Genomic DNA, 23,946 nt, shown 5'->3' on the forward strand with positions numbered 1-23,946 from the left:
CTTGCGGCTGGGTTACTGCTCGACCACCAGGAAGAAGGTTTCATCGTTGCGGATCAGCCCCAGGTTCATGCGGGCACGTTCTTCAACCGCCCCTTTCTCGCCGCGGAGGTTACGAACTTCCGCATAGAGACGCTCATTGCGGGCTGAAAGCTCGGCGTTTTCCTCGCGCTGCTCGGCAATGGCGTTCTCCAGTCCCCATACCTGGGCAAAACTACCTTCCCCAACCCACAGGCGCACCTGCAGCAGGAGAATAAGAATAATCATGATGGACCAGAGTAACTTCATTGCGAATTCCGTTTACGATGCATCAACCGGACAGTAAGTATAGACCTTAGTGTAGTTTAGCAACAAGTTCTGCTAACCAGTTGTACAAAAAGGCCATCATGCCTCACATCTTGAGGATCACGATGGCCTTTCCGGATCGGTTACCTGTCAGCATCCCGCCGACAGGGTATCCTTCACAGGCGATTAGCCCTGGCCTTTGATCTCGCTCAGGCCACGATAGGGAGCCTTTCCATCCAACGCTTCCTCAATGCGAAGCAACTGGTTGTACTTGGCAACCCGGTCAGAGCGGCACAGGGAGCCGGTCTTGATCTGACCCGCACAGGTGGCCACGGCCAGATCGGCGATGGTGGTGTCTTCAGTTTCACCGGAACGGTGGGAAATCACCGCCGTGTAACCCGCATCCTGAGCCATCTTGATGGCGTCCAGAGTTTCGCTCAGGCTACCAATCTGGTTGAACTTGATCAGGATGGAGTTACCAATGCTCTTGTCGATACCCTGCTTGAGGATTTTGGTATTGGTCACGAACAGGTCGTCACCTACTAGCTGAACCTTGTCACCCAACTTCTCAGTCAGCACTTTCCAGCCGTCCCAGTCGCTCTCATCCATACCGTCTTCGATAGACACAATCGGATAACGCTCGCACAGGCCAGCGAGATAGTCGGCGAAACCGGCGGAATCAAAGGACTTGCCCTCACCGGAAAGCTGGTACTGACCATCCTTATAGAACTCGGAAGAGGCACAGTCCAGCGCCAGGGTCACATCAGTACCCAGCTTGTAGCCAGCCTTCTCCACCGCTTCCTGGATCACCCCCAGAGCGCCTTCGTTGGAAGGCAGATCCGGTGCAAAACCACCTTCGTCACCCACGGCGGTGTTAAGGCCTTTGCTGTTCAGCACTTTCTTCAGCGCGTGGAAAATTTCCGCACCAATGCGCAGCGCTTCGGCAAATGACTTCGCAGCCACCGGCTGGACCATAAATTCCTGGATATCAACGTTGTTGTCTGCGTGCTCGCCACCGTTGAGGATATTCATCATCGGCACCGGCATGCTGTACTTGCCGGAGGTGCCGTTCAGGTCCGCAATGTGAGCATACAGCGGCTTGCCCAGTGAAGCGGCAGCGGCTTTGGCAGCGGCCAGGGAGACAGCCAGAATAGCGTTGGCGCCCAGGTTGGCTTTGTTCTCCGTGCCATCCAACTCAAGCATGATGTTGTCGAGAGCACGCTGATCAGCTGCGTCTTTACCAATCAGGGCATCGCGAATCTTGGCGTTTACCGCCTCAACAGCTTTCAGAACGCCCTTACCCAGATAGCGGCTCGTATCCTTGTCACGAAGCTCCAGAGCTTCGCGTGAACCCGTCGACGCACCAGAGGGGGCGCAAGCACTGCCGATGGTGCCGTCCTCAAGAATCACGTCCGCTTCAACCGTGGGGTTCCCGCGAGAATCCAGTACTTCACGGCCTTTAATGTTGGCAATCTTGGTCATTCTTCTCTGTCTCCAAGTTTGATTTCAAAATTGGGAGTAAGAGCGAGCGGGAACGGCCCTACGAAAAACGCTACAAGCACATCCCTGTGCGCTTGGGCTCCGCCATCCATGGCTCCGCACATTTTCGTAGGGCCGTTCCCGCTCACTCCCATAGTCCTTCTGGAACGCAAAAAAACCGCCAATCAGGCGGTATCAATAGGTTTGAAACTCTTCACAAGGTCATCAACGGCCTTCACCCGGGCAAGGAACGGCTCAAGCTGGCTCAGGCGGAGAGCACAGGGCCCGTCGCACTTGGCTTGATCCGGGTCGGGGTGAGCCTCAAGGAACAGACCCGCAAGCCCCTGGGACATGCCCGCCAGGGCCAGGTCGGTTACTTGGGCTCGGCGGCCACCGGCTGAATCCGCGCGACCACCGGGCATCTGCAAGGCGTGAGTGACGTCAAACATCACCGGCACATTCATGGACTTCATGATACCGAAGCCCAACATATCCACCACAAGGTTGTTGTACCCGAAGCTGGTGCCGCGCTCACACAGGATCACCTTGTCGTTACCGGCTTCCCCGCACTTCGCAATGATGTGCTTCATTTCCTGTGGCGCCAGGAACTGGGCCTTCTTGATGTTGATGACCGCCCCGGTTTCTGCCATGGCAACAACAAGATCCGTCTGTCGGCTCAGGAAAGCCGGCAATTGGATGATATCGCAAACTTCTGCGGCAGGTGCAGCCTGCTCAGGCTCGTGAACATCGGAAATGATAGGGACACCGAACTTGCTCTTGATGTCCGCCAGAATCTGCAGCCCCTTCTCAAGACCGGGGCCGCGGAAGGAATGCACGGAAGAGCGGTTGGCCTTGTCGAACGACGCTTTGAATACGTAGGGAATCCCGAGCTTTCTGGAGGCCTCGACGTACGCCTCGGCCACTTCCATCGCCATTTCGGCAGATTCCAGCACGTTCATGCCACCGAACAACACGAACGGCTTATCGTTGGCAACCTCGATTCCCGAGACGTTCACCGTACTCTGCGCCATGATCAGGATTCCTTTTTACGGGCCAGAGCTGCCTCAACAAAACCCTTGAACAGCGGATGGCCGTCCCGCGGCGTGGAGGTAAATTCCGGGTGGAACTGGCAAGCCACAAACCAGGGGTGATCAGGCACTTCCACAACCTCAACCAGTTTGCCGTCGGTGGAGCGACCGGAAATTCTCAGGCCGGCGCCTTCCAGCTGTGGCAGGAAATGATTGTTCACTTCGAAACGATGACGGTGGCGCTCACGGATGGTCTTACGACCGTAACAGTTGGCGATGGTGGAACCTTCAGCGACCACGCAGTCCTGAGCGCCCAGGCGCATGGTGCCGCCCAGATCAGACTCTTCGGTGCGCTCCTCTTTCTCGCCGCTGGCATCCAGCCACTCCGTGATCAGCCCCACAACCGGCTCCGGGGTGTGTTCGCGGAATTCGGTGCTGTGGGCATCTTTCAGGCCCGCCACGTTGCGGGCGTATTCAATAACGGCCACCTGCATACCCAGGCAGATACCCAGGTACGGAACCTTGTTTTCGCGGGCGTACTGCACCGTGCGGATCTTGCCTTCGACACCGCGTTCACCAAAGCCACCTGGAACTAGAATGGCATCGGCACTGGCCAGCGCACCGGTACCATCGCGCTCGATGTCTTCCGAGTCAATGTAGTTCATACGGACTTTGGTGCGGGTCTTGATACCGGCATGCAGGAGCGACTCGATCAACGATTTGTAGGCGTCCAGCAACTCCATGTACTTGCCGACCATGGCGATAGTAACTTCACCTTCCGGATTCATCAGGGACTCAACGACCGCATCCCATTCGCCCAGGTTGGCCGGGCTGGCATCCAGACTGAAACGCTCAATAACCAGCTGGTCCAGACCAAATTCGTGCAGCATGCGCGGAATGGCGTAGATGGACTTGGCATCCTGCAACGGAATGACCGCCCGCTCTTCCACGTTGGTGAACAGTGCGATCTTGCGACGGGAACTGGCGTCCACTTCGTGCTCCGAACGACACAGCAGAATATCCGGCTGCAGGCCGATGGAACGCATTTCCTTTACCGAGTGCTGGGTAGGTTTGGTCTTGATCTCACCGGCCGTGGCGATGTAGGGAACCAGGGTCAGGTGCATGAACAACGCACGCTGCGGGCCAACTTCCACCTTCAACTGGCGGCAGGCCTCAAGGAATGGCAGCGATTCAATATCGCCCACCGTGCCGCCGATTTCGATCAGTGCCACATCGGCGCCGGAAGCGCCTTCAACCACACGACGCTTGATCTCGTCCGTGATGTGGGGAATCACCTGAACCGTACCACCGAGGTAATCACCCCGGCGCTCCTTACGAATCACTTCCTCGTAGACGCGACCGGTGGTGAAATTGTTCCGGCGTGACATCGGCGTGCGAATAAATCGCTCGTAGTGCCCCAGGTCCAGATCGGTTTCCGCGCCATCTTCGGTGACAAAAACTTCACCGTGCTGGAACGGACTCATGGTGCCGGGGTCCACGTTGATGTACGGGTCCAGCTTGAGAATAGTGACCTTCAGGCCGCGTGCCTCTAGGATCGCAGCCAGAGAGGCCGATGCGATACCTTTCCCCAAGGAGGACACGACACCGCCGGTGACGAAAATATAACGCGTCATGCAGATTCCGTGATTTGTCTGGTTCGGTGAAGGAGGGAGATTGTCATCTCAAGATGGGACGCCAGACTACCAGAAAGGCGCCACCTTCTCAATTACATTCCCGCTCCACAACAATCCGCCAGCCACTGGCCGGGGCCTCTCCACAGTATTTGCCGGAAACCCACAAGTCGCCAGCTCCGACCACTTCTTCATGGCCGTCCACCACCTCAAGAAGCAGCGGTAGCCGGGCTCTTTCCCAGGGTGGAACATTTTTTTCCTGAAGCCAGTTCTTCAATAATTTCGACGGGCCGCCAGGGGCTGGGCGGATGCGTTCGCCCCCTGCCCTCGTAGATACCCTTATTTCCGGCGCCGGTGTTTTAGGCTTACCTGACGCCGCCAGCGTCAATCGCCATCCACCCCACGATAGCGCCTGATCCGGAACCAGGACAGGCTTTCCGGCAGGCAATTTCGTGAACTCGGGAACCAGGTACAGGCACCCCCGAAAACGTCGAATCACGAACCCCGTTCCCCGAAGCTCCGGCTCCCTGTCCGCCGGCGAGCTCAGAAAATCTTCCAGAACCTGCGGCCAGTCTGCAATGGCGGGGGGCTGATAACGAAAATACCTTGCCCACCAGCGCAGCAGGTTTTTCTGCTCCGCCAGAGACAGTGCACCGAGCGCACTCAAACAAAGCTCACCAGAAGGCCCGGCACATTGTTTAAAGTGGATTTCCGCCAGCTTTGCAGCCAACTCGTCCCCCTCTCGACACGAATGGGCGGTATGCCCCATACGACTGATCAGCGACGGCCAGCGTGACTTGAGGAGAGGAAAAATCGACGTACGGAGAAAGTTGCGATCAAAGCGCTCATCGATATTACTGGGATCTTCCATCCACTCGATACCGTGCTGAACTGCCCATCCGTGAAGCTCTGCGCGACTGAAATCAAGCAGTGGTCGATACAGCCGACCAGCACCCAGAGGGCGTGTCACCGGCATACCACCCAGCCCCGCCATGCCAGTCCCGCGCAACAACCGAAACAGCACTGTTTCAGCCTGATCATCACCATGATGGGCCATCAACAGTAACTCTCCCGGCGCCAGAATCTCCTCAAACACCTGGTAACGCGCATTCCGGGCGGCCTCCTCAATACCGCCACCGCTAGCGCCAATATCCGAAGATTCGCGACCGCTGACGGTGACACGGTGACTGTCGAGTGGCACACCAAGCTGCCGGCAAATCGATCGACAGAAACGCTCGGTTTGATCGGCGTTAGGCTGCAACTGATGGTTGATATGAACCGCAGAAATCTGGCCGCTATGGGCGTACAGCCAGGTGGCAACATGAAGAAGCAGAACGGAGTCCATGCCACCGCTGAGGGCAATGCGAAGGTGTGAATGATCAGGCAGGTGCCTGACCGGAGTACATAGCGCCTCCGGCCAGTCTCTTCCGGAGCCGGGGTTACCGGCCGGTGTCATATCGGGTCAACCGCTCGTAGCGGCGGGACACCAGTTCGTCGGCCGGCAGGCGACCGAGTTCGGCAATGCCCTTACTCAGGGTCTCACGCAGGGATTCTGCCATTTCTTCCGGGCTGCGATGCGCCCCGCCCAGCGGTTCTGTAATAACGTTGTCCGCCAGCCCAAGATCCTTCAGTCGGTCGGCGGTCACGCCCATCGCTTCTGCCGCCTGGGAAGCGTATTCCGCACTCTTCCACAGGATTGACGCACAGCCTTCGGGTGAAATGACTGCATAGGTGGAATACTGAAGCATATTCAACTGATCGCACACGCCGATGGCCAAAGCACCGCCAGAGCCACCCTCGCCTACCACCGTGGAAATAATCGGCGTCTTCAGGCGGGACATGACGGCCAGGTTGAAGGCGATCGCTTCACTCTGGCCACGCTCTTCGGCTCCGATACCTGGATAGGCACCCGGGGTATCAATAAAGGTCAGGATCGGCATGCGAAAACGCTCAGCCATCTCCATCAGCCGCAAAGCCTTACGGTACCCTTCCGGGCGCGGCATACCGAAATTCCGCTTTACCTTGTCGCGTACTTCCCGGCCTTTCTGGTGACCAATCACCATGACTGGCTTGCCATCCAGGCGGGCAGTGCCACCGACGATGGCCTGATCATCCGCATAACGACGGTCACCGTGCAACTCGTCGAAGTCGTCAAAGATCATGTCAACGTAGTCGAGGGTATAGGGCCGGCGGGGATGACGAGCCAGGCGGGCTACGTCCCAGGGTTTGAGGTTCGAGAAGATGCTTTCAGTCAGGCTGACACTCTTCTTGCGCAGCCGGCTGATCTCATCGGTGATGTTGATATCGGTATCATTTCCCACCATGCGAAGCTCTTCAATCTTGGCTTCAAGGTCGGCAATCGGTTGTTCGAAATCCAGATAATTAGGGTTCATGATGTTCCATCATTTGCTTGCAAGGCGAGAATGTAAGTCGCCAAACCAGAATTTTGGACAAAGATAGCAGCGCCTGAGCATTGGCTAAAGCGGACCTTCGTATGAGTCCGCTTTCTGACAAAAACGTAATTATTCAACGTGTCCGCCATACCCGGGATGAACCTTGCCGGATAGTATCAATCATAGACCAGTTCTACCGACTGGTCGCCTACGAGGTATTTCAACTCCAATAACAGGTCGTCATCGGGCTGTACGCGCCACGATTCACCCAGTTCGATACGGGTACTGGCATTATCGCTACTGTATTCAATCCATACCGGGCTGCCCTCACAACGGAAGGGCCTGAGCGTGGAGTCCAGTTTATCCAGCAGGCCGTTCTGAAGCTGATCCGCGTGAATAGCGAGCTTGAGACCACGACTGAACTGTTGCCGGGCCGTACCAACATCCATCACCGAGCTGACGCGCATCTTCATCTGGCCAGAATAATCATCATGGCTGACCTGGCCTTCCACCACAATGACCTGGTCGGACTGAAGCAACTCCCGATTCTCGAAAAAAGCCTCTGAAAACAAAGTGGCCTCAATGCGGGCACTGCGATCATCCAGGGTGATAAACGCCATGGTCGACCCTGTACGGGTCTTCATGGAACGTTGCGCAACGACAAGGCCGGCAACACGCTGGGGCTGGCGAGCCGGTTTGAGATCAGCAATGGATGAACGCACGAACCGACGCACTTCTTTCTCATATTCATCGAACGGATGGCCCGTCAGGTAAAGGCCCAAGGTGTCTTTTTCCCCCTTGAGGCGCTCTTTCTTGGGCCATTCCCGCACATTCGCCACGTCGGAATAAGGATCGCCATCTTCCCCGCCCATCAGCATGTCGCCAAACATGTCGGTCATGCCCACGGACTCGTTGCGGGATTGCTGGCCGGCCTGCTGAATGGCCTTATCTATGCTGGCCATCAACTGGGCGCGCCCTGCCCCCAGCTTATCCATGGCACCGGAGCGGATCAGGGCCTCCATGGCCCTCTTGTTTACTTTTTTCAGATCCACCCGGCGGCAGAAATCGAAAATATCCTGGTAGGGCTCGCCGTCGGCGCGGCCGGCCTGAATACTGCCAATCGGTCCCTCACCAAGCCCCTTGATGGCGCCGAGACCGTACACAATGGCGCCGTCATCGTTGACGGTAAAAGTGTATTCAGAGCGGCTGACGTCGGGCACCAGCAGCTCCAACCCCATGCTGCGGCACTCCTCCACCAGCGTGACCACCTTGTCGGTGTTCTGCATATCCGCCGTGAGTACCGCGGCCATAAACTCAGCGGGATAATGAGCCTTCAGCCACAGGGTCTGGTAGGAAACCAGCGCGTAGGCCGCCGAGTGGGATTTGTTGAAGCCATAGCCAGCAAACTTTTCAACCAGGTCGAAAATGTTCTCCGCCAGGGTTTTGTTGATGTCATTGTTTTCACAGCCGTCGAGAAAGAACTGCTTCTGCTTGGCCATTTCCTCGGGCTTTTTCTTACCCATAGCCCGGCGCAGCATGTCGGCGTTACCAAGACTGTAGCCGGCCATCACCTGGGCAATCTGCATAACCTGTTCCTGATACAGGATAACGCCATAGGTGGGCTCGAGAACGGGCTTCAACCCCTCATACTGATAATCAGGATGCGGGAATGACATGGGCTGCCTGCCATGCTTCCGGTCGATGAAGTCATCCACCATGCCCGACTGCAGTGGCCCCGGACGGAACAAGGCGACCAGGGCGATCATATCCTCCAGGGAGTCCGGTTGCAGGCGACGAATCAGGTCTTTCATGCCACGGGATTCAAGCTGGAACACCGCTGTGGTTTCCGCCTTCTTGAGCATGTCGAACGATGGCACGTCGTCCAGCGGAATCTCGTTAATGTCCAGCGCCGGCTTGCCCTGTTTCTCCAGGCGCGGGTTAATCATCTTCAGGGCCCAGTCGATGATGGTCAGGGTCCGCAGCCCCAGGAAGTCAAACTTCACCAGGCCGGCATCTTCCACATCGCCCTTGTCGAACTGGGTCACCAGGCTGCCGCCCTCGTCATCACAGTACAGCGGCGAGAAATCGGTAATCTTGGTGGGTGCAATCACCACGCCGCCGGCGTGCTTACCGGCGTTTCGACACACACCCTCGAGTTTCAGGGCCATTTCCCAGATTTCCTGGGCTTCCTCGTCATTTTCCAGGAACTCGACCAGTTGTGGTTCCTGCTCCAGGGCCTTCTCCAGGGTCATACCCGGCTCAAAGGGAATCATCTTTGAGAGTTTGTCCGCCAGCCCGTACGACTTGCCCTGAACCCGGGCAACGTCCCGCACAACCGCCTTGGCAGCCATGGTGCCGAAGGTAATGATCTGGGACACCGCCTCGCGGCCGTATTTTTCCGCCACGTAGGCGATAACACGATCACGGCCTTCCATGCAGAAGTCGACGTCGAAGTCGGGCATCGAAACCCGTTCGGGGTTCAGGAAGCGCTCGAACAGCAGGTCGTATTCCAGAGGATCAAGATCGGTAATCAACTGGGCGTAGGCCACCAGGGAGCCAGCACCGGAACCCCGGCCAGGGCCTACCGGCACGCCGTTATTCTTGGCCCACTTGATGAAGTCCATAACGATCAGGAAGTACCCCGGGAACCCCATCTGGATAATGATGTCCAGCTCGAAGTTCAGGCGCTTGTAGTAGGCCTCGCGCTTGGCATCGTATTCGGGGTCGTTCTTGCTGAGGGTTTTCGCCAGCCGCTCTTCCAGTCCCTCTTCCGACACCTTTCGGAAGTAGTCATCCATGGTCATGCCATCGGGAATGGGGTAGTTCGGCAGAAAATACTCTCCCATACGCACCGGGACTGAGCAGCGCCGGGCAATTTCCACCGTGTTCTCGACCGCCTCGGGGATATCAGAGAACAGCTCAATCATTTCATCGGCGCTGCGCAGATACTGCTGGTCGCTGAAACGACGCTCCCGCCTGGGGTCGTCCAGGGTCCGGCTCTCGCCAATGCAGACCCTTGCCTCATGGGCTTCGAAATCCTCGGCATGGAGGAAGTGGACATCGTTTGTCGCCACCACCGGGCAGCCCAGCGCCTCCGCCAGCTCAACATTCAGGTGCAGGCAATCTTCATCCCCGGGGCGCCCGGTGCGTTGCAACTCCAGGTAAAACGACCCCGGGTAAAGGTTCATCCAGTATTCGGCACGCTGCCTGGCAAGGTCCAGCTTGCCCGACATCAGCGCCTTGCCCACGTCCCCCAGTCGGGCTCCAGACAGGGCAATCAGCCCTTCGGTGCGGCTTTCCAGCCACTTTCGCTGGATAATTGGCTTACCGAAACGCTGCCCCTCTGTGTACCCCAGCGAGACCACTTCGGTCAGATTCAGGTAGCCATCGTTGTTACGGGCCAGCAGAGTGATGCGAAACGGGTTGTCGGGCTCGTCCGGGTTTTCGACCCACAGGTCTGCGCCGATAATGGGCTTCACCCCAGCACCCATGGCCGCCTTGTAGAAGCGCACCAGGGAGCACATATTGGACTGCTCCGTAAGCCCGACAGCGGGCATGCCCAGTTCTGCAACACGACCGATCAGGGGTTTCACGCGCACCAGGCCATCGACCATGGAATATTCGGAATGCACGCGGAGGTGGACAAAGGTCTGTGACATAGCGTCGGAAATTTCCTGCAGGTTAACGGCGGTTCGGGGCCAGGTCAGCGACCAATCAATTCTTTGATGTCTTCTTCAGTTTGCGGGCCGAAGCGGGCCTCGACGAGGTCTCCATCCGGATCCACAATAAACGTTGCGGGCAGGGCCACGGGTGTTTCCCAGCCAAATTGCGGCCCTGGATCCTCTGCCAGCATGCTGTACTCAATACCCATTCTTCGCCCCAGGTCGATCAGTTCCTGGCCACGAACATCATCAAAATTCACACCGAGGACCACCACGGCACTGGCGGTGTCGATACTGTTCAGCTCCGGAATTTCCTCCAGGCAGGGTTTGCACCACTCGGCCCAATAATTGACCAGCACCCAGTGGCCCCTCAGGCTCTCCCACTGCAGTACGGTTCCGTCCGACTTTTCAAACTCGTGGTTCTGGCAGCCTGCCAGCGGCAACAAGGCCAATAGTATACCGATCCTGCACAACCTGGTGGAATAACGCACCAGTGCAGAGTACTTTGCAGGATATCGCGCAGGGTATTGCAAAGGGTGGCCTCCTGTTAGACTACGGCGCTCAGACAAACTTGCGGTTAACCTGACCTGGGAAGAGGGAGAACCATGACAGAACCAACCCGAATTTTCCACAATCCGCGCTGTTCAAAATCCCGGCAAACCCTTGAACTCCTTCGCGAACAAGGTGTTGAACCGGACATTATACGTTACCTGGAAACGCCACCGACAGAGCAAATCCTGGAACAGATCCTTGCAGCCCTGGACATCACTCCCAGAGAGCTGATGAGAACCGGGGAAAAGGAATACAAGGAACAGGGCCTGGACGACCCCGAGCTTGGCCGTGAGACGCTGATCAAAGCGATGGTCGACACTCCGAAGCTGATCGAGCGGCCCATCGTAATCAGGGGTAACAAGGTAGCCCTGGGCCGACCGCCTGAAAATGTCCTGAATATTCTCTAACCGGAGATCTCCAATGGCGACCACCTCGCCCTATATCCTGGTGCTGTATTACAGCCGCACTGGGCAAACGGCCGAATTGGCCGCCCAGATTGCCCGGGGCGTATCCCGGGTGCAGGGTATGGATGCCAGAATTCGCACCGTGCCCAGTGTGTCGCCGGACACCGAGGCGTCCCTGCCTGCGGTACCGGACGACGGCGCGCCCTTTGCCAGCAAGGATGATCTTGCGAACTGTGCGGGCCTGGCCATCGGCAGCCCGACCCGGTTCGGCAACATGGCAGCACCGCTGAAGTATTTCCTCGACAGCACCGGCGACCTGTGGCTGAACGGAACCCTCAGCGGAAAGCCCGCCGGCGCGTTTACGTCCACTGGCAGCCTGCATGGCGGTCAGGAGAGCACCCTGCTGACGATGATGGTGCCACTACTGCATCATGGAATGGTGCTGTGCGGTGTGCCCTATTCGGAAAGCGCGCTCAACGAGACCTCCGCCGGGGGTACGCCCTACGGCCCTTCCCACTGGGCTGGCACCGGAGAGCCACAGTCCGTGAACGACCACGAAAAAGCCATATGCCAGACATTTGGCGAGCGCCTTGCGCGGCTTGCCATGAAATTGCGCTAACCCCGGCGCCACTCAACGACAACGGATCACCGAATGCTTCACAACCCCAAAGCCCGAATAACCGCCCGGCTGACCATTCTGCTTTATCTGGCCACACTGGCGGCCCTGCTTGTCAGCACCTTTTACCCCACGCAGGTCGAGGGCGTATCCGTCACGCTGATGCTCAGCGTAAAGCTGGTCCCGCTGCTGGCGTTTGCCGTACCAGTGTTCCGGGGCCACAACCGCGGTTACATCTGGCTCAGTTTCGTGGTGATTTTCTATTTTACCCAGTACGTCGTATCGTCCTGGCTCAGCGAAGGCGCTATCACCCCCCTGATCATCGCGGTGCTGACCTTCCTGCTGTTTACTGTGGCCATGGTCCACCTTAAGGTGAACCGTCCGCAGCCCGTTACCGAAACCTGACAGGGAACGCATCATGGCCGACAGCACTCATCCACCCGCGCCACATAGAAGTACCTTGACCCTGAGGGATATCTGCACGGCGCTGGTCACCGGTGGTGAGATTACCCAGGAGGATGCCGAACGGGTTCTCTCGGCCAACATTGGTATCCAGACAAGGGGCAGCGGGCCCGCTAGCCAGCGCCATCCACTGGAACTGGTCGCCAAGGCCGGGTTGGAGAGCCAGAAAACCGGCCACACCCTGGATCTGGACAGACTGACCCAGTGGCTCGCGGAGTGGGCGGAACAGCCCTACTACCACATCGACCCCCTGAAGATAGATACACCCGCGATTGCCCGGGTGATGTCCTATGCCTTTGCCCAGCGACACGGCATTCTCGCGGTTGAAATAGGCGAGGATGAAGTTCTCATCGCCAGCACCGAACCCTTCAAGAATGACTGGGAAGGCAACCTGCGCCAGGCGGTGAGAAAAGACATCCGCCGCGTGGTCGCCAACCCCGAGGATATCCGCCGTTACACCGTTGAGTTCTATCAACTGGCGAGCTCCGTCAGCAAGGCAGGCGGCAACAACGCAGCCAACCCCGCCGGTACCCAGAATTTCGAGCAACTGCTGGACCTCGGGGCCAGCGAACACCCGGATGCCAACGACCAGCACGTGGTCAAGATTGTTGACTGGCTGCTGCAGTACGCCTTCGACCAACGCGCATCGGATATCCACATAGAACCACGGCGCAATGTCACCCAGGTGCGCTTTCGCATCGATGGGGTGCTGCACAACGTCTACGAATTCCCGGACCAGGTCGGCGTGGCCGTGACCAGCCGCCTGAAGATTCTCGGCAGGCTGAACGTGGCGGAAAAGCGCCGCCCCCAGGACGGCCGCATAAAAACCCGAAAGCCGGACAACAGCGAAGTGGAGTTGCGGCTGGCCACCATGCCAACCGCGTTTGGCGAGAAAATGGTGTTGCGGATATTTGATCCGGAAGTGCTGTTGAAGTCCTACGAACAACTGGGGTTTTCCAAGGAAGACCGGGAACGCTGGCAGGCTATTACCGATCACCCCCACGGCATTGTTCTGGTCACCGGCCCTACCGGCTCTGGCAAGACCACCACCCTGTACTCAACCCTCAAGCAACTGGCCACTCCCGAGGTGAACATCTGCACCATCGAGGACCCGATTGAGATGGTGGAGCCGGCCTTCAACCAGATGCAGGTTCAGACCAACATCGAACTGACGTTTGCCTCGGGCGTGCGGGCGCTGCTGCGACAGGATCCGGACATCATCATGATTGGTGAGATCCGTGACCTGGAAACTGCAGAAATGGCGGTTCAGGCCGCTCTGACCGGACACCTTGTGCTGTCCACCCTGCACACCAACGATGCCCCCAGCGCCATCACCCGCTTGATGGAACTGGGCATCCCCCCCTACCTGATTCGTGCCACGGTGCTGGGCGTAATGGCACAACGGCTAACCAGAACCCTGTGCCCCCACTGCAAGGCGCCAGGGCCGGTGGACGCGCAGGCCTGGCAAAGCCTGACCCGACCCTGGAAAGCCACCATGCCCAAGCAAGTCTACCACCCGGTTGGCTGCCTGGAGTGCCGAAACACCGGTTACTATGGTCGGGCCGGCGTGTATGAAATCATGCAACTGTCCGGCAACCTGATCCGGCAGATTACCGAGCAGTGCGAACTGGACCAACTGAGAGTGGATGCGTACAAGGATGGCATGAAATCCCTGCGGCTTAGCGGCGCGCAGAAAGTGGCCGCCGGCTCCACCACGGTCGAGGAAATCCTGCGGGTAACCCCCGAAAGCCAGCGTTGATGCGCTCCCGGTTATCATGCCAGACATGGTTGAGCGCTACTGGGGAAACGCTCCGCACTGGGTGAGCAACTGCTGCCAACGCTCTTTATGGGCCGTAATGGCGCGGGCCAGTTGTCCCCAGACACTGTCGGTATTGCCCGTTTCCAGATAGAGCCGATACCAATCGCGGAACGCAGACGGCATAGTCTCTGACTGCTGGGCGGCGAGCGTATCCAGCGGTTTGATCAGTGCCTCCCTCGCCTGCTCAATGCGGCCGAGATAGTCCTCAATATCATCGCCGTAACCGTCGGTATAGATATCCACGAGCTCGTCGGGCGGCACTTCAGGCTCCGCCCCCGAGCAAAGTGGTGCCCCTTCCACTCTCCTGGTCAACAGAGCCGTTGCGTCCTCAAGCCGCGCTGTGATCAGCCGAGCGCTGTTTAATAGCTGACCCGCACGATGTTCTGCCTGCCAGAGCTGATGCACACCACCCACATAATCCAACGGCTCATCTGTGTTGCCATCCAGCAGGCCTCTGACCGTCTGGTTGACTCGCTTTACGCCCGAGGACAACTCCGCCAGAACCTTGTCATCGCCGCTCCCGGGATAATATCCCTGCGACAGGGTAAACAGACGCTCAATCTCTTCCACCCCCCAGGTGGCGTTCCATATCGCAATGGGGAGCGATTCGGTTTTATGGGCGATGGCCTCTTCCAGTTCTTCCTGTATATCCTCGCCATCGGTCTCCGAAATACAGGTCTCAGCGGCACGGATAAACCGTGTTTCATAACGCAATCGATTCAACGGTTGCATTACCCGCCCCATGATCGAATTCCTTTCGCCGACCACGTATTGCAACTCACACCCGTAAAGAGACAGGAAATCGAGCATTCCCATGTCCAGATCCGGCATGTCGAGAACGCGCTCCCGTCGGCGCGGGATCTGGGGAACAGGGGCTATATCGGAGAGTTCGGGGCGCAGTTCCAGAGCATCGGCTACGCTCACAACGTACCCATCCATCATATCTGGAACACCGGAATCCGGCGCGCAGCCGGCAAGGTATAGGCACACCAAAGGCATTATCAGGCATCGAACGTCAGGCACCATGGAGGGTCAACCCTGCTGCAGAAACCTGTCGACCCCTGCAAAGTCCGTAGCCACCGCCCGCTTCGTGTCCGGCAGATCTCCCTCACGCACAAGCCAGACCGTGCGCATGCCAGCGTCCTCAGCGGCCTTCAGTTCGGCCTCAACATCGGAGAGGAACAGCACCGTTCTGGGTTCGACACCCAATTCGTCGATGATGTTGCTGTAGGAAGTTGATTCCTTCTTACCGCCGATACGGGTATCAAAGTAACCGGAAAAGAATGGCGTTAAATCCCCGGCTTCGCTGAAACCGAAAATCAGCTTCTGCGCCTTCACAGAACCGGAAGAATATACGAACAGCCGCAAACCTCGATCATGCCAGCGCTGCAGATACTCGGCGGCATCGTCGTAGATGTGCCCCCGGAAAGCACCCTGCTGGTAACCCTGCTCCCAGAGCATTCCCTGCAAGGCCTTCAACGGTGTTTCCTTGCGATCTTCCCGAATCCAGGTATCCAGCACCTCAACAAGCCCGTCGATATCCTCCCTGGCGACACCTGATGTTTGGGCAACGGCATCCAACTGCTCACGGATTTCCGTGCTGTCCGCCGCACCTTCCCGTACAAACTCAGCCATATGCTTCGCCGAGTAGGGAAACAAAACCTCATGCACAAAGGAGATCGAACTGGTGGTTCCCTCGATATCCGTCAGGATCACGCGGATCATCCAGCCACTCCCGCCAGGCGCTCATAGCGCGGCAGCCGGCTGGCGATGTCTTCACCAGTGAAGTCTGCCACCCAGCCTTCCGGGTTGGTAAACAGACGGATGCAGGTAAACGCAGGCTCCGGCCCCATATCAAACCAGTGGCGTGTGCCATCCGGCACGCTGATAAGGTCATTTTTCTGGCACAGAACAGCGTACACCTGGTCACCAAAATGCAGGTAAAACAGGCCCTGCCCGCGAACAAAGAAACGCACCTCGTCTTCGCTGTGCACATGCTCATCCAGAAATTTCTGGCGGAAGGCCTCTTTCTGGGGGTTGTCCGGGTTCAGGCTGATGACATCCGCTGCCTGGAAGCCACATTCCTCCTTCAGCGCCTGGATCTCACCGGAATAGGCCTCAAGAATGTCATCAGATGACGCGTCTGCAGGCAGATCCCGGGTAGCCCATTGCTCAAAACGAACGCCGTGCTCTGCCAGCAGGTTAGCGATTTTGCCCGCGTCTTCGGTCACGATGCGGGGGGATTCGGGCACACTCTGGTCAAAAATACTCAAGGTTGTCATCGGCGGACCCTCATGGTTTCAAGCTCACATTCGAAAAGGAATTCAAAGGCTTCGACGTGGCGCAGGCAGTCTGACATGGTCCTGCCCCAGGTATAAAGGCCGTGCCCACGAATCAGGTAACCCGGTTGTTCAGGATGCTGACGAAACCAATCTCTGGTTTGGTCCGCCAGCGCCGGAATATCCTGAGTATTGTCGAACACCGGCACGGTCAGTTGCGACTCGTGGGTATCAACCCCGGAAAACGCTTTCTGTAACTCGTACCCCTGTAACTTCAGCGGTTCTCCGGCGGGCAGCAGCCGGCTCAACACCGTTGCCTTGACAGAGTGGGTATGCAACACCGCACCAACGTCCGGAAAGGTCTGGTAAAGCACCGTATGCAAACGTGTTTCCGCCGACGATCGGGCATTGCTCTGGACGGGGGTGCCAGCAAGGTCCACCACCATGACATCACCTGCCACCAGCTGGCCTTTGTGTCGGCCGGACACCGTGACGGCGATATGCTCATCATCGATCCGCGCAGAATAGTTGCTGCTGGTAGCCGGCGACCAGCCCTGGCCGTAGAGAAACCGGCCGGCATCAATGATGGACTGCGCGGCAATGGCGTAGCGGGTTACGTCAAACAAAAATCACCTCGGGACAGACACGCCGGATCAGCGTTTGATGATTACCATTATAAGGATGAGCGTGCCGCCCGCAAAGGCCGACGAACGCCCACCGGTCGGCTTGGAAAGCCATGGATCATACCGTGGCTTTCAGCGGAAGGCTGCGCTGGCGCTTCCCGCTCAGGGCAAATAACGCGTTACCCAAAGCGGGTATCACCGGAGGTACACCGGGCTCCCCCACACCGGTGGGCGATTCATCGCTATCGATGATATCCACCACCACCTCGGGCCGCTGATCATGACGCATGAGCGGGTAATCGTGGAAATTGCTTTGCTGGACCTGTCCGCCTTCCAGGGTAATGTTGCCGTAGAGCGCTGCCGTGAGGCCAAAGATAATACCGCCCTCGATCTGGTCGCGAACAATGTCCGGATTGACCACCTGGCCGCAATCCACAGCACAGTACACCCTGTGCACCCGGATTTCCCCGAACTCAACGCTGGCCTCAACCACCTGGGCCACGTAGGTGCCAAAACTGCGGAACAGGGCAACGCCACGGGCCCGCCCTTCGGGTGCGGCGCTATCCCATTGGGCAAGTTGGGCAACCCTGTCCAGCACGCCCAGGTGTCTAGGTTCGTGATCAATCAATGAGCGCCGGAACCGGTACGGGTCCTGGCCTTGCTCATGAGCCAGCTCATCCATAAAGGTTTCAACAGCAAAGCCGTTGTGAGAGAAACCCACAGACCGCCACCAGGACACCGGCACCCCCGGATCTGTGTGGGTATGGCGTATGTCGATATTCGGCACCCGATACGGATATTCTATGGCACCTTCGATGGCGGAATGATCCTTCGGAGTCGCGACACCCTCGGCGAGCAGCCCAACGCGCCCCAGAGTGCCGTACAGGAATTTCGGAGCCCAGGGGTACTGGGCTGGTGCCGCATTGCGTACGTACCAGTCCAGTATCTGCGGGCCAACAATCTGATGGTGCCAGCCAGTGACATTATCGCCGCTGACACTGGCCCGCATCCGGTGCAGCATGGCCGGTCGATAAACATCGTGACGGGTATCTTCTTCCCGCGACCAGATCAGCTTGACCGGTTTGCGTACCCGGTAGGCGACAGACGCCGCTTCCTCAATGTAATCATTGGTCAGCCGGCGCCCAAAGCCACCGCCGAGGAAGGTGGTATGGATGGTCACCTCATCGGGCGAGAGGTCCGTCACCCTCGCAGCCGCGATCCGACCAAGATCGGGTGCCTGGGTCGGTGCCCAGACTTCAATGGCGCCGTCCCGATACCACGCCGTAGCGTTCATCGGTTCCAACGTCGCATGGGCAAGGTAAGGCTGCTTATAACTGGCCTCCACCACGCGCTCCGCACCTTGTTGTGCGTCGTCATAATCACCTTCGCTGCGCTCGCTTTCCCCCGGGTCTTCATCGGCGGCTTTGTGGTACGAGGAGAACACCAGTTCGGAGGACACATCCAACGCGCCGTCGTTGTCCCATTCGATCGTCAGGGCGTCCTGGGCCTTACGGGCCCGCCAGTATTTATCTGCCACAACTGCCACGCCACGCTCGATCTCGAACACATCCAGAACGCCCGGCAACCGGCGAGCGGCGGTATCATCGTATGATTTTACCCGGGCGCCATAGCGCGCAGGGCGGGACACCACCGCGTAAACCATGCCCTCAAGTTCGACATCAATGCCGTAGATTGGCGCGCCGGTGGACTTGGCTTCGGCATCCAGGCGTCCCCGTTCCTTACCTATGTACTTCCACTCCTCACGGGGTTTGAGTGACGGAGCCTCCGGCACCGGCTGCTTCGCCGCCAGTTCTACCAGCCGACCGTAAGCCAGGCTGTCGCGCCCGTTCGGATGAATGACCCTGCCTTCGACCGCCCGGCACTCAGCGGGGCTGACTTCCCAGACATTGGCTGCGGCAGCAACCAGCATCATACGGGCAGAGGCTCCCGCCACCCGTAACGGCTGCCAACTGGTCGCCAGACTGGTGCTGCCGCCGGTCAATTGCAGGTTGTAGAGGGGATTACGGTATTCCGGGGCCGCAGGGGCAAATCGCGGTTTGATGGAGGCTGGCGCCACCCCGAGCTCTTCCGCAATGAGGGTGGTCAGGCCAGTGTAAGTTCCCTGCCCCATCTCAACACGCGCCAAGGTGAAGTAGACCTGATCATCGGTCGTCAGCTCCAGCCAGGCATCCGGTTTCCAGCTACCATCCTGCTCATCATAACCATTCTGGATGCCAGCGCAGCCCGGAAGCGACAGGGACAAGACCAGCCCGCCGGAGGAGCCGGCGGTTACCTTCAGGAAATCGCGTCGATTCATGGACATATTACGCTTCCCCCCGATCAGGTCGGGCAGCGTCGTCAACAACCACAGACTCAACCGCCGCGATGATGCGGGAATAGGTACCGCAACGGCAAAGGTTTCCGCTCAAGGCCGCGACGATATCATCGTGAGAGGGAGCGTCGTTGTGCTGCAAAAGGTGGGCGGCGCTCATGATCTGGCCGGACTGGCAGTAACCGCATTGGGGCACGCCATGTTCGACCCATGCCTTTTGCAAAGGATGCAGGTTTCCATCTTGCGACAGACCTTCGATGGTCGTCACATCCCCACCGTCGGCCAATTCTACCGGGGTGGAACAGGAACGCACCGGATGCCCGTTCAGGTGCACGGTACAGGCGCCGCAGAGCCCCATGCCGCATCCAAATTTGGTACCTTTCAGTCCGAGTTCATCGCGGATCACCCACAACAGCGGAGTATCGCTGTCTATGTCGAGCATCCGTTCCCGGCCATTAACGGTAAGGCTCACGGCCATGGTTGTTCTCTCCCCTGCTGCCCAGAGCACTGGCCCCGGCTGAGTTTTATTATTATGAACGCTGAGCGTTCTTATTTGATGACTTCGTTGCCGTCCTTATCCGTCCAGATCTTCCGTTCGCCGGTTTCCATTTTACCCTGGGAGTCCCAGACCTCGCGGTCGGTTGTTGCCTCTTCCACCTTGCCGTTGTCATTCCACATAACCCGGTCTTTACATCCGGCCAGTGCCGCTACCACGAAAAGTACCAACATCAGTTGCTTCACACTTACCTCCAGACCGATCTTATCGGCGTTGGGTGAATAGTCAGGATCCGTGAATCTCACGGTTACGCTGTTTGTCGCGGTCGCCCTTGCGGACCATGACATAGACGGCGCCGGTGCCGCCATGGCGCTTCTGGGCCGAATGAAACGCCAGCACATCTTCCAACTCTGGCAGCCATTTGGCCAGATGGCTCTTGAGCTGGGCGATACCGTCGGGGTTACGCTCTCCCTTGCCGTGGAGAATAATGACGGATCGAAGTCCATAGCGCACGCAATCATTAATGAAGCCGAATACATCCCGACGCGCTTCTTCAACGGTCATCCGGTGCAGGTCCAGGCGCGCTTCGATCGGGTATTGCCCAAGACGGAGCTTACGGAATACGCCATGCTGAACTCCGGGCCGTTGCCAACAGAGAACATCGTGCGCTGTCAGAGGCTCAACCATATCCGCCGTCAGTGGATTGCAGTCTCTGTGCGGCTGATCTATGGCGGACCGCTGACGCTCAAGGTGCCCTGGGGTCAGATCCTTTGGGGCTTTAACATCGGCTTTGTTCGGCTTCCGGATACGGCGGACATCCTTCATTTCCTCCAGGAAGCTCAGGCGCTCATCTTTGGTTGTCATGGCGATATCATTTACGGTCGAAGTTGCATGGACTTTACCACCCGGCTCACCCATCATAAAGGAGGCCCCTCGCCCTACCCACTGCCGGGCCGGGGCTGGCCCGCGCTCAGACAACCATCGTAGGGCCGGTAGATAGACCGTTGGTCTACACTTCAGGCTCATAAGCACGACAACGGACCGCGATTATGACTGCCGCATCGCAAGACAGTGCACGCCCCCAGAATACCCGTGCCATCATGGCATTTCTGCGGGAGCATTCGCCTTTTTCAAACATGGACGATGCACATCTGGCCCATTATGCCGAGCATGCCTCGCTGAGATTCTACGCCGATGGCGATGTAGTGCTGTCACCGGACGATGGCCCGGTACAACGGTTCTACGTGGTCAAACAGGGCCGTATTCGCGGCGAACGGGAGCGAGACCGGGACGGAGAAACCGAAACCACCTTTGAGATCAGCCAGGGCGAATGTTTTCCATTGGCCGCGCTGATTGGAGAACGCCCCACCCGCACACTGCATCGCGCCTCCGGAGACACCTTCTGTCTGAGCATTGAACACGACACCTTTGTCATGCTGTTCTCGCAGAGTGATCCCTTTCGTGATTTCTGCCTTCGCGGCGTCAGCAGCCTGCTTGATCAGGTGAATCAGCGCATACAGACCGGCGCCATGGCTTCCATTGGTTCCAGTAACTCGCTGGACACCCCGCTGGAACGCTACGCTATTCGCAATCCCATCGTCTGCTCGCCGGACCTCCCGGTCCGAAAAGCGGTCGCGCGCATGCACGAAAACAGTGTCGGGAGCATCGTGATCACCGATGACGAACGGCATCCTACGGGTATATTCACCCTCAGGGACCTGCGCACCATGGTGGCAGAGGAGAAGGGCCCTCTGGACACGCCTATCGGCCAGGTCATGACCCGGAACCCCTGCTGCCTCACAGCCAACGCAGATGCTTTTGAAGCCGCCATGCTGATGGCAGAGCATCACTTTGCTCACATTTGCGTGGTGGATGACGAGCACCGACTGATTGGCATGGTATCCGAGCGTGATCTGTTCTCGCTTCAGCGGGTCGATCTGGTCAACCTTGCCAGGACCATTGGCACTGCCAGCCATCTCCGCACCCTGGTCAGCCTCCGTAAGGATGTGTCCCGGCTGGTGGACGCGATGCTCGCTCACGGGGCCGATTCCGGTCAGGTGGTAAAAATCATTACCACCTTGAACGATGTCACTGTAAGACGGGTCCTGGAACTGAACATCAAGAAGAACGACCCCGGCATCCCTTTCACCTGGCTGACATTCGGAAGCGAAGGTCGGCAGGAACAAACCCTGTTAACAGATCAGGACAACGGCATCCTGTTCCAGACACCGGAGGGGATGACCGAGGCACAGGTCAGGGAAAAACTGCTGCCCTTCGCGGAAACCGTCAACAAGGAGCTGGCGGAATGCGGCTTTACCCTGTGCAAGGGTAATATCATGGCCAGCAATCCCAAACTGTGCCTTAGCGGCAGGGAGTGGGATGACTGGTTTGCCCGTTTCATTGACGCCTCAACCCCGCAGAATCTGGTGTATTCGTCCATTTTTCTCGACATGCGGGCGGTATTCGGGCCAATGGAACCACTGGAACGATTGCTGGATAAAGTGCTCACGCGCATACGCAAGAACGACCTGTTTCAGAAGATGCTGGCGGGCAACGCCATTACCCGCAAACCTCCCCTGACCATGTTCCGCAACTTCCGTTATGCCCCGGATGGCAAGAAAAACACACTTGATCTGAAGCGCCAGGGGCTTGCTCCTTTCGTGGAAGCCGTTCGGGTATTTGCCCTCGCCAATAGCGTCGGCTCGGCCAACACATTGGAGCGCATGCAACAGCTCGCCATAAAAGGTGTCTTTGACACCAAAGACGCCAACGCATGGCAGGAGGCCTACAGCCTGATCCAGGCTATCCGGATGAGGGCACACCAGGAAATGCTGGACCGGGGCGAGCCCCTGTCCAATTATATAAACCCGGATGACCTTAACCCGCTGGACCGCCGGATTCTTCGCGAATCCTTCCGCCAGGCACAACGCCTGCAACAGAAACTGGAAATCACCTACCAACTCTGAAAACCGGGTCAACAGTTATGCTGGAGCAGATCAAAGACTGGATCGAACGGCGCAGGGCCGGCAGCACCGGTGGTCACGACCGAGAACACTTGCCAACGCCAAAAACCGCCGGAGACCAGCGCCTGTCAGACTGCCGGCTGATCGTACTTGATCTGGAAACGACCGGCCTCAACCCGGCAAAAGACAATGTCATCGCCATTGGCGCGGTGGCCATCCGGCACAACGCCATTGACCTGGGTGACCAGTTTGATCTGATCCTGCGTCGCCCGGAGCTGGACATCAGCGAGACGGTACTCATCCACGGCATTGGGCCGGAAGCCCTGACTCAGGGACATGAGACAGAAGACGCACTGCTCCATCTGCTGGAATGGATGAATGGCGACCCTATCCTTGCCTACCATTCCGCCTTTGACCAGAAATTCCTTGAAAAGGCGCTCAAGCAAACACTGGGCTACACCCAGCCCCACACCTGGCTCGATGTCGCCGAGATGCTTCCCGCCTACTTCCCCAACTCCAAAACCGGGGGCAAAGGACTGGACAACTGGGCCGATTTTTTCGACCTGGAAGTCAGCGCCCGACACCATGCCGCTGCCGACGCCATGGTGACGGCTGAGTTAACCCTCGCTGTTATCAATAAAGCACAAAAAAGCGGTGTCACCAGCCTGCGTGACTTCAATGGCAAACTGAAGTACTACCGACAACTGAAGAATATCCATCGACAAGGCTAGAGCCCCGGAACTGTGTCGCGTTTGCAGACCTTTTGTCCCTCAAATAACTGAGAATTAGACCTTTTGCCAATATCTATCTATCGCTTGACGGGTAAAGTCGAATAGGACATCACGTCGGAGAAGAACTATATGAATAATAATTTCTCTACAACCAACACTTCACAGAAAACCCACCCAACCTCCACAACAACAAT

At 57.9% G+C, this 23,946-nt stretch carries 22 protein-coding genes; 6 read left to right on the forward strand and 16 right to left on the reverse strand.

Translation table 11 applies throughout. The annotated features are described in order from the left end of the window. Nucleotides 1-12 precede the first annotated feature (12 nt). From SIC19_RS01735 to SIC19_RS01770, 8 genes are all read right to left on the reverse strand, one after another. Entirely contained in the window at nt 13-285 is a 273-nt protein-coding gene (locus tag SIC19_RS01735; protein ID WP_036206633.1) for a septum formation initiator family protein, read from the reverse strand. Nucleotides 286-468: 183 nt separating this feature from the next. Next, complete coding sequence (eno, locus tag SIC19_RS01740; RefSeq protein WP_127400940.1) at nt 469-1,764, reverse strand: phosphopyruvate hydratase; 1,296 nt, start codon at nt 1,762-1,764, stop codon at nt 469-471. A gap of 182 nt (nt 1,765-1,946) precedes the next feature. Beyond that, nucleotides 1,947-2,792: a 3-deoxy-8-phosphooctulonate synthase gene (gene kdsA, locus SIC19_RS01745; RefSeq protein WP_036206626.1), complete on the reverse strand. Its 846-nt coding sequence runs from the start codon at nt 2,790-2,792 to the stop codon at nt 1,947-1,949. A gap of 2 nt (nt 2,793-2,794) precedes the next feature. Further along, on the reverse strand, nt 2,795-4,423 hold the full coding sequence (locus SIC19_RS01750; protein WP_036206623.1) for a CTP synthase: 1,629 nt from the start codon (nt 4,421-4,423) through the stop codon (nt 2,795-2,797). Nucleotides 4,424-4,511: 88 nt separating this feature from the next. Then, a complete protein-coding gene (gene tilS, locus SIC19_RS01755; RefSeq protein WP_085681116.1) occupies nt 4,512-5,876 on the reverse strand; it encodes a tRNA lysidine(34) synthetase TilS in 1,365 nt (454 codons plus the stop codon). Further along, entirely contained in the window at nt 5,860-6,813 is a 954-nt protein-coding gene (accA, locus tag SIC19_RS01760) for an acetyl-CoA carboxylase carboxyl transferase subunit alpha (RefSeq protein WP_085681118.1), read from the reverse strand. The genes tilS and accA overlap by 17 nt, the downstream gene beginning before the upstream one ends. Nucleotides 6,814-6,989: 176 nt before the next feature. Next, nucleotides 6,990-10,472 (reverse strand): DNA polymerase III subunit alpha, encoded by a 3,483-nt coding sequence (gene dnaE, locus SIC19_RS01765; RefSeq protein ID WP_127400938.1) that lies wholly within the window; start codon nt 10,470-10,472, stop codon nt 6,990-6,992. A gap of 44 nt (nt 10,473-10,516) precedes the next feature. Next, nucleotides 10,517-10,927, reverse strand: coding sequence for a TlpA family protein disulfide reductase (locus SIC19_RS01770; RefSeq protein ID WP_226909903.1), 411 nt, complete (start codon nt 10,925-10,927; stop codon nt 10,517-10,519). A 153-nt stretch (nt 10,928-11,080) separates the two neighbouring features. Here SIC19_RS01770 and arsC point away from each other — a divergent pair, with 153 nt between their 5' ends. The 4 genes from arsC to SIC19_RS01790 are packed head-to-tail and all read left to right on the forward strand — an operon-like array spanning nt 11,081 to nt 14,268. Beyond that, nucleotides 11,081-11,434, forward strand: a complete 354-nt coding sequence (gene arsC / locus SIC19_RS01775; RefSeq protein WP_041334988.1) for an arsenate reductase (glutaredoxin) — start codon at nt 11,081-11,083, stop codon at nt 11,432-11,434. A 13-nt stretch (nt 11,435-11,447) separates the two neighbouring features. Beyond that, complete coding sequence (wrbA, locus tag SIC19_RS01780) at nt 11,448-12,050, forward strand: NAD(P)H:quinone oxidoreductase (RefSeq protein ID WP_127400936.1); 603 nt, start codon at nt 11,448-11,450, stop codon at nt 12,048-12,050. Between the two features lie 33 nt (nt 12,051-12,083). After that, nucleotides 12,084-12,452: a DUF2069 domain-containing protein gene (locus SIC19_RS01785; RefSeq protein ID WP_127400935.1), complete on the forward strand. Its 369-nt coding sequence runs from the start codon at nt 12,084-12,086 to the stop codon at nt 12,450-12,452. Nucleotides 12,453-12,465: 13 nt separating this feature from the next. Then, nucleotides 12,466-14,268: a GspE/PulE family protein gene (locus tag SIC19_RS01790; RefSeq protein WP_127400933.1), complete on the forward strand. Its 1,803-nt coding sequence runs from the start codon at nt 12,466-12,468 to the stop codon at nt 14,266-14,268. Between the two features lie 36 nt (nt 14,269-14,304). Here SIC19_RS01790 and SIC19_RS01795 read toward each other — a convergent pair whose 3' ends face one another. The 8 genes from SIC19_RS01795 to smrA all read right to left on the reverse strand — a co-directional run bounded on the left by SIC19_RS01795 (nt 14,305) and on the right by smrA (nt 20,922). Further along, the gene (locus SIC19_RS01795; RefSeq protein ID WP_412535567.1) at nt 14,305-15,252 is read right to left on the reverse strand and encodes a DUF3080 family protein; all 948 of its coding nucleotides are present in this window, start codon (nt 15,250-15,252) and stop codon (nt 14,305-14,307) included. A 108-nt stretch (nt 15,253-15,360) separates the two neighbouring features. After that, nucleotides 15,361-16,053: an acireductone synthase gene (gene mtnC / locus SIC19_RS01800; protein ID WP_127400929.1), complete on the reverse strand. Its 693-nt coding sequence runs from the start codon at nt 16,051-16,053 to the stop codon at nt 15,361-15,363. After that, on the reverse strand, nt 16,050-16,610 hold the full coding sequence (locus SIC19_RS01805; RefSeq protein WP_036206594.1) for a 1,2-dihydroxy-3-keto-5-methylthiopentene dioxygenase: 561 nt from the start codon (nt 16,608-16,610) through the stop codon (nt 16,050-16,052). Before SIC19_RS01805 ends, mtnC begins: the two co-directional genes overlap by 4 nt. After that, nucleotides 16,607-17,233 carry a methylthioribulose 1-phosphate dehydratase gene (locus tag SIC19_RS01810; protein ID WP_127400928.1) on the reverse strand — a complete coding sequence of 209 codons (627 nt, stop codon included), beginning with the start codon at nt 17,231-17,233 and terminating at the stop codon, nt 16,607-16,609. Before SIC19_RS01810 ends, SIC19_RS01805 begins: the two co-directional genes overlap by 4 nt. A gap of 115 nt (nt 17,234-17,348) precedes the next feature. Further along, nucleotides 17,349-19,553, reverse strand: a complete 2,205-nt coding sequence (locus tag SIC19_RS01815; protein ID WP_127400926.1) for a xanthine dehydrogenase family protein molybdopterin-binding subunit — start codon at nt 19,551-19,553, stop codon at nt 17,349-17,351. Between the two features lies 1 nt (nt 19,554). After that, on the reverse strand, nt 19,555-20,040 hold the full coding sequence (locus tag SIC19_RS01820; RefSeq protein WP_075195295.1) for a (2Fe-2S)-binding protein: 486 nt from the start codon (nt 20,038-20,040) through the stop codon (nt 19,555-19,557). A 71-nt stretch (nt 20,041-20,111) separates the two neighbouring features. Beyond that, the gene (locus tag SIC19_RS01825; RefSeq protein WP_127400924.1) at nt 20,112-20,303 is read right to left on the reverse strand and encodes a hypothetical protein; all 192 of its coding nucleotides are present in this window, start codon (nt 20,301-20,303) and stop codon (nt 20,112-20,114) included. Between the two features lie 40 nt (nt 20,304-20,343). After that, nucleotides 20,344-20,922, reverse strand: coding sequence for a DNA endonuclease SmrA (gene smrA, locus SIC19_RS01830; protein ID WP_075195305.1), 579 nt, complete (start codon nt 20,920-20,922; stop codon nt 20,344-20,346). 185 nt (nt 20,923-21,107) lie between these two features. On the opposite strand from smrA, the gene SIC19_RS01835 reads away from it, so the two are divergent. Beyond that, a complete protein-coding gene (locus SIC19_RS01835; protein WP_126810318.1) occupies nt 21,108-23,024 on the forward strand; it encodes a putative nucleotidyltransferase substrate binding domain-containing protein in 1,917 nt (638 codons plus the stop codon). 17 nt (nt 23,025-23,041) lie between these two features. Next, nucleotides 23,042-23,752 carry a PolC-type DNA polymerase III gene (locus SIC19_RS01840; RefSeq protein WP_075195297.1) on the forward strand — a complete coding sequence of 237 codons (711 nt, stop codon included), beginning with the start codon at nt 23,042-23,044 and terminating at the stop codon, nt 23,750-23,752. The last annotated feature ends 194 nt before the right edge of the window (nt 23,753-23,946 follow it).

This window comes from Marinobacter sp. MIT930201 (genome assembly GCF_047122665.1).
GTDB lineage: Bacteria > Pseudomonadota > Gammaproteobacteria > Pseudomonadales > Oleiphilaceae > Marinobacter > Marinobacter salarius.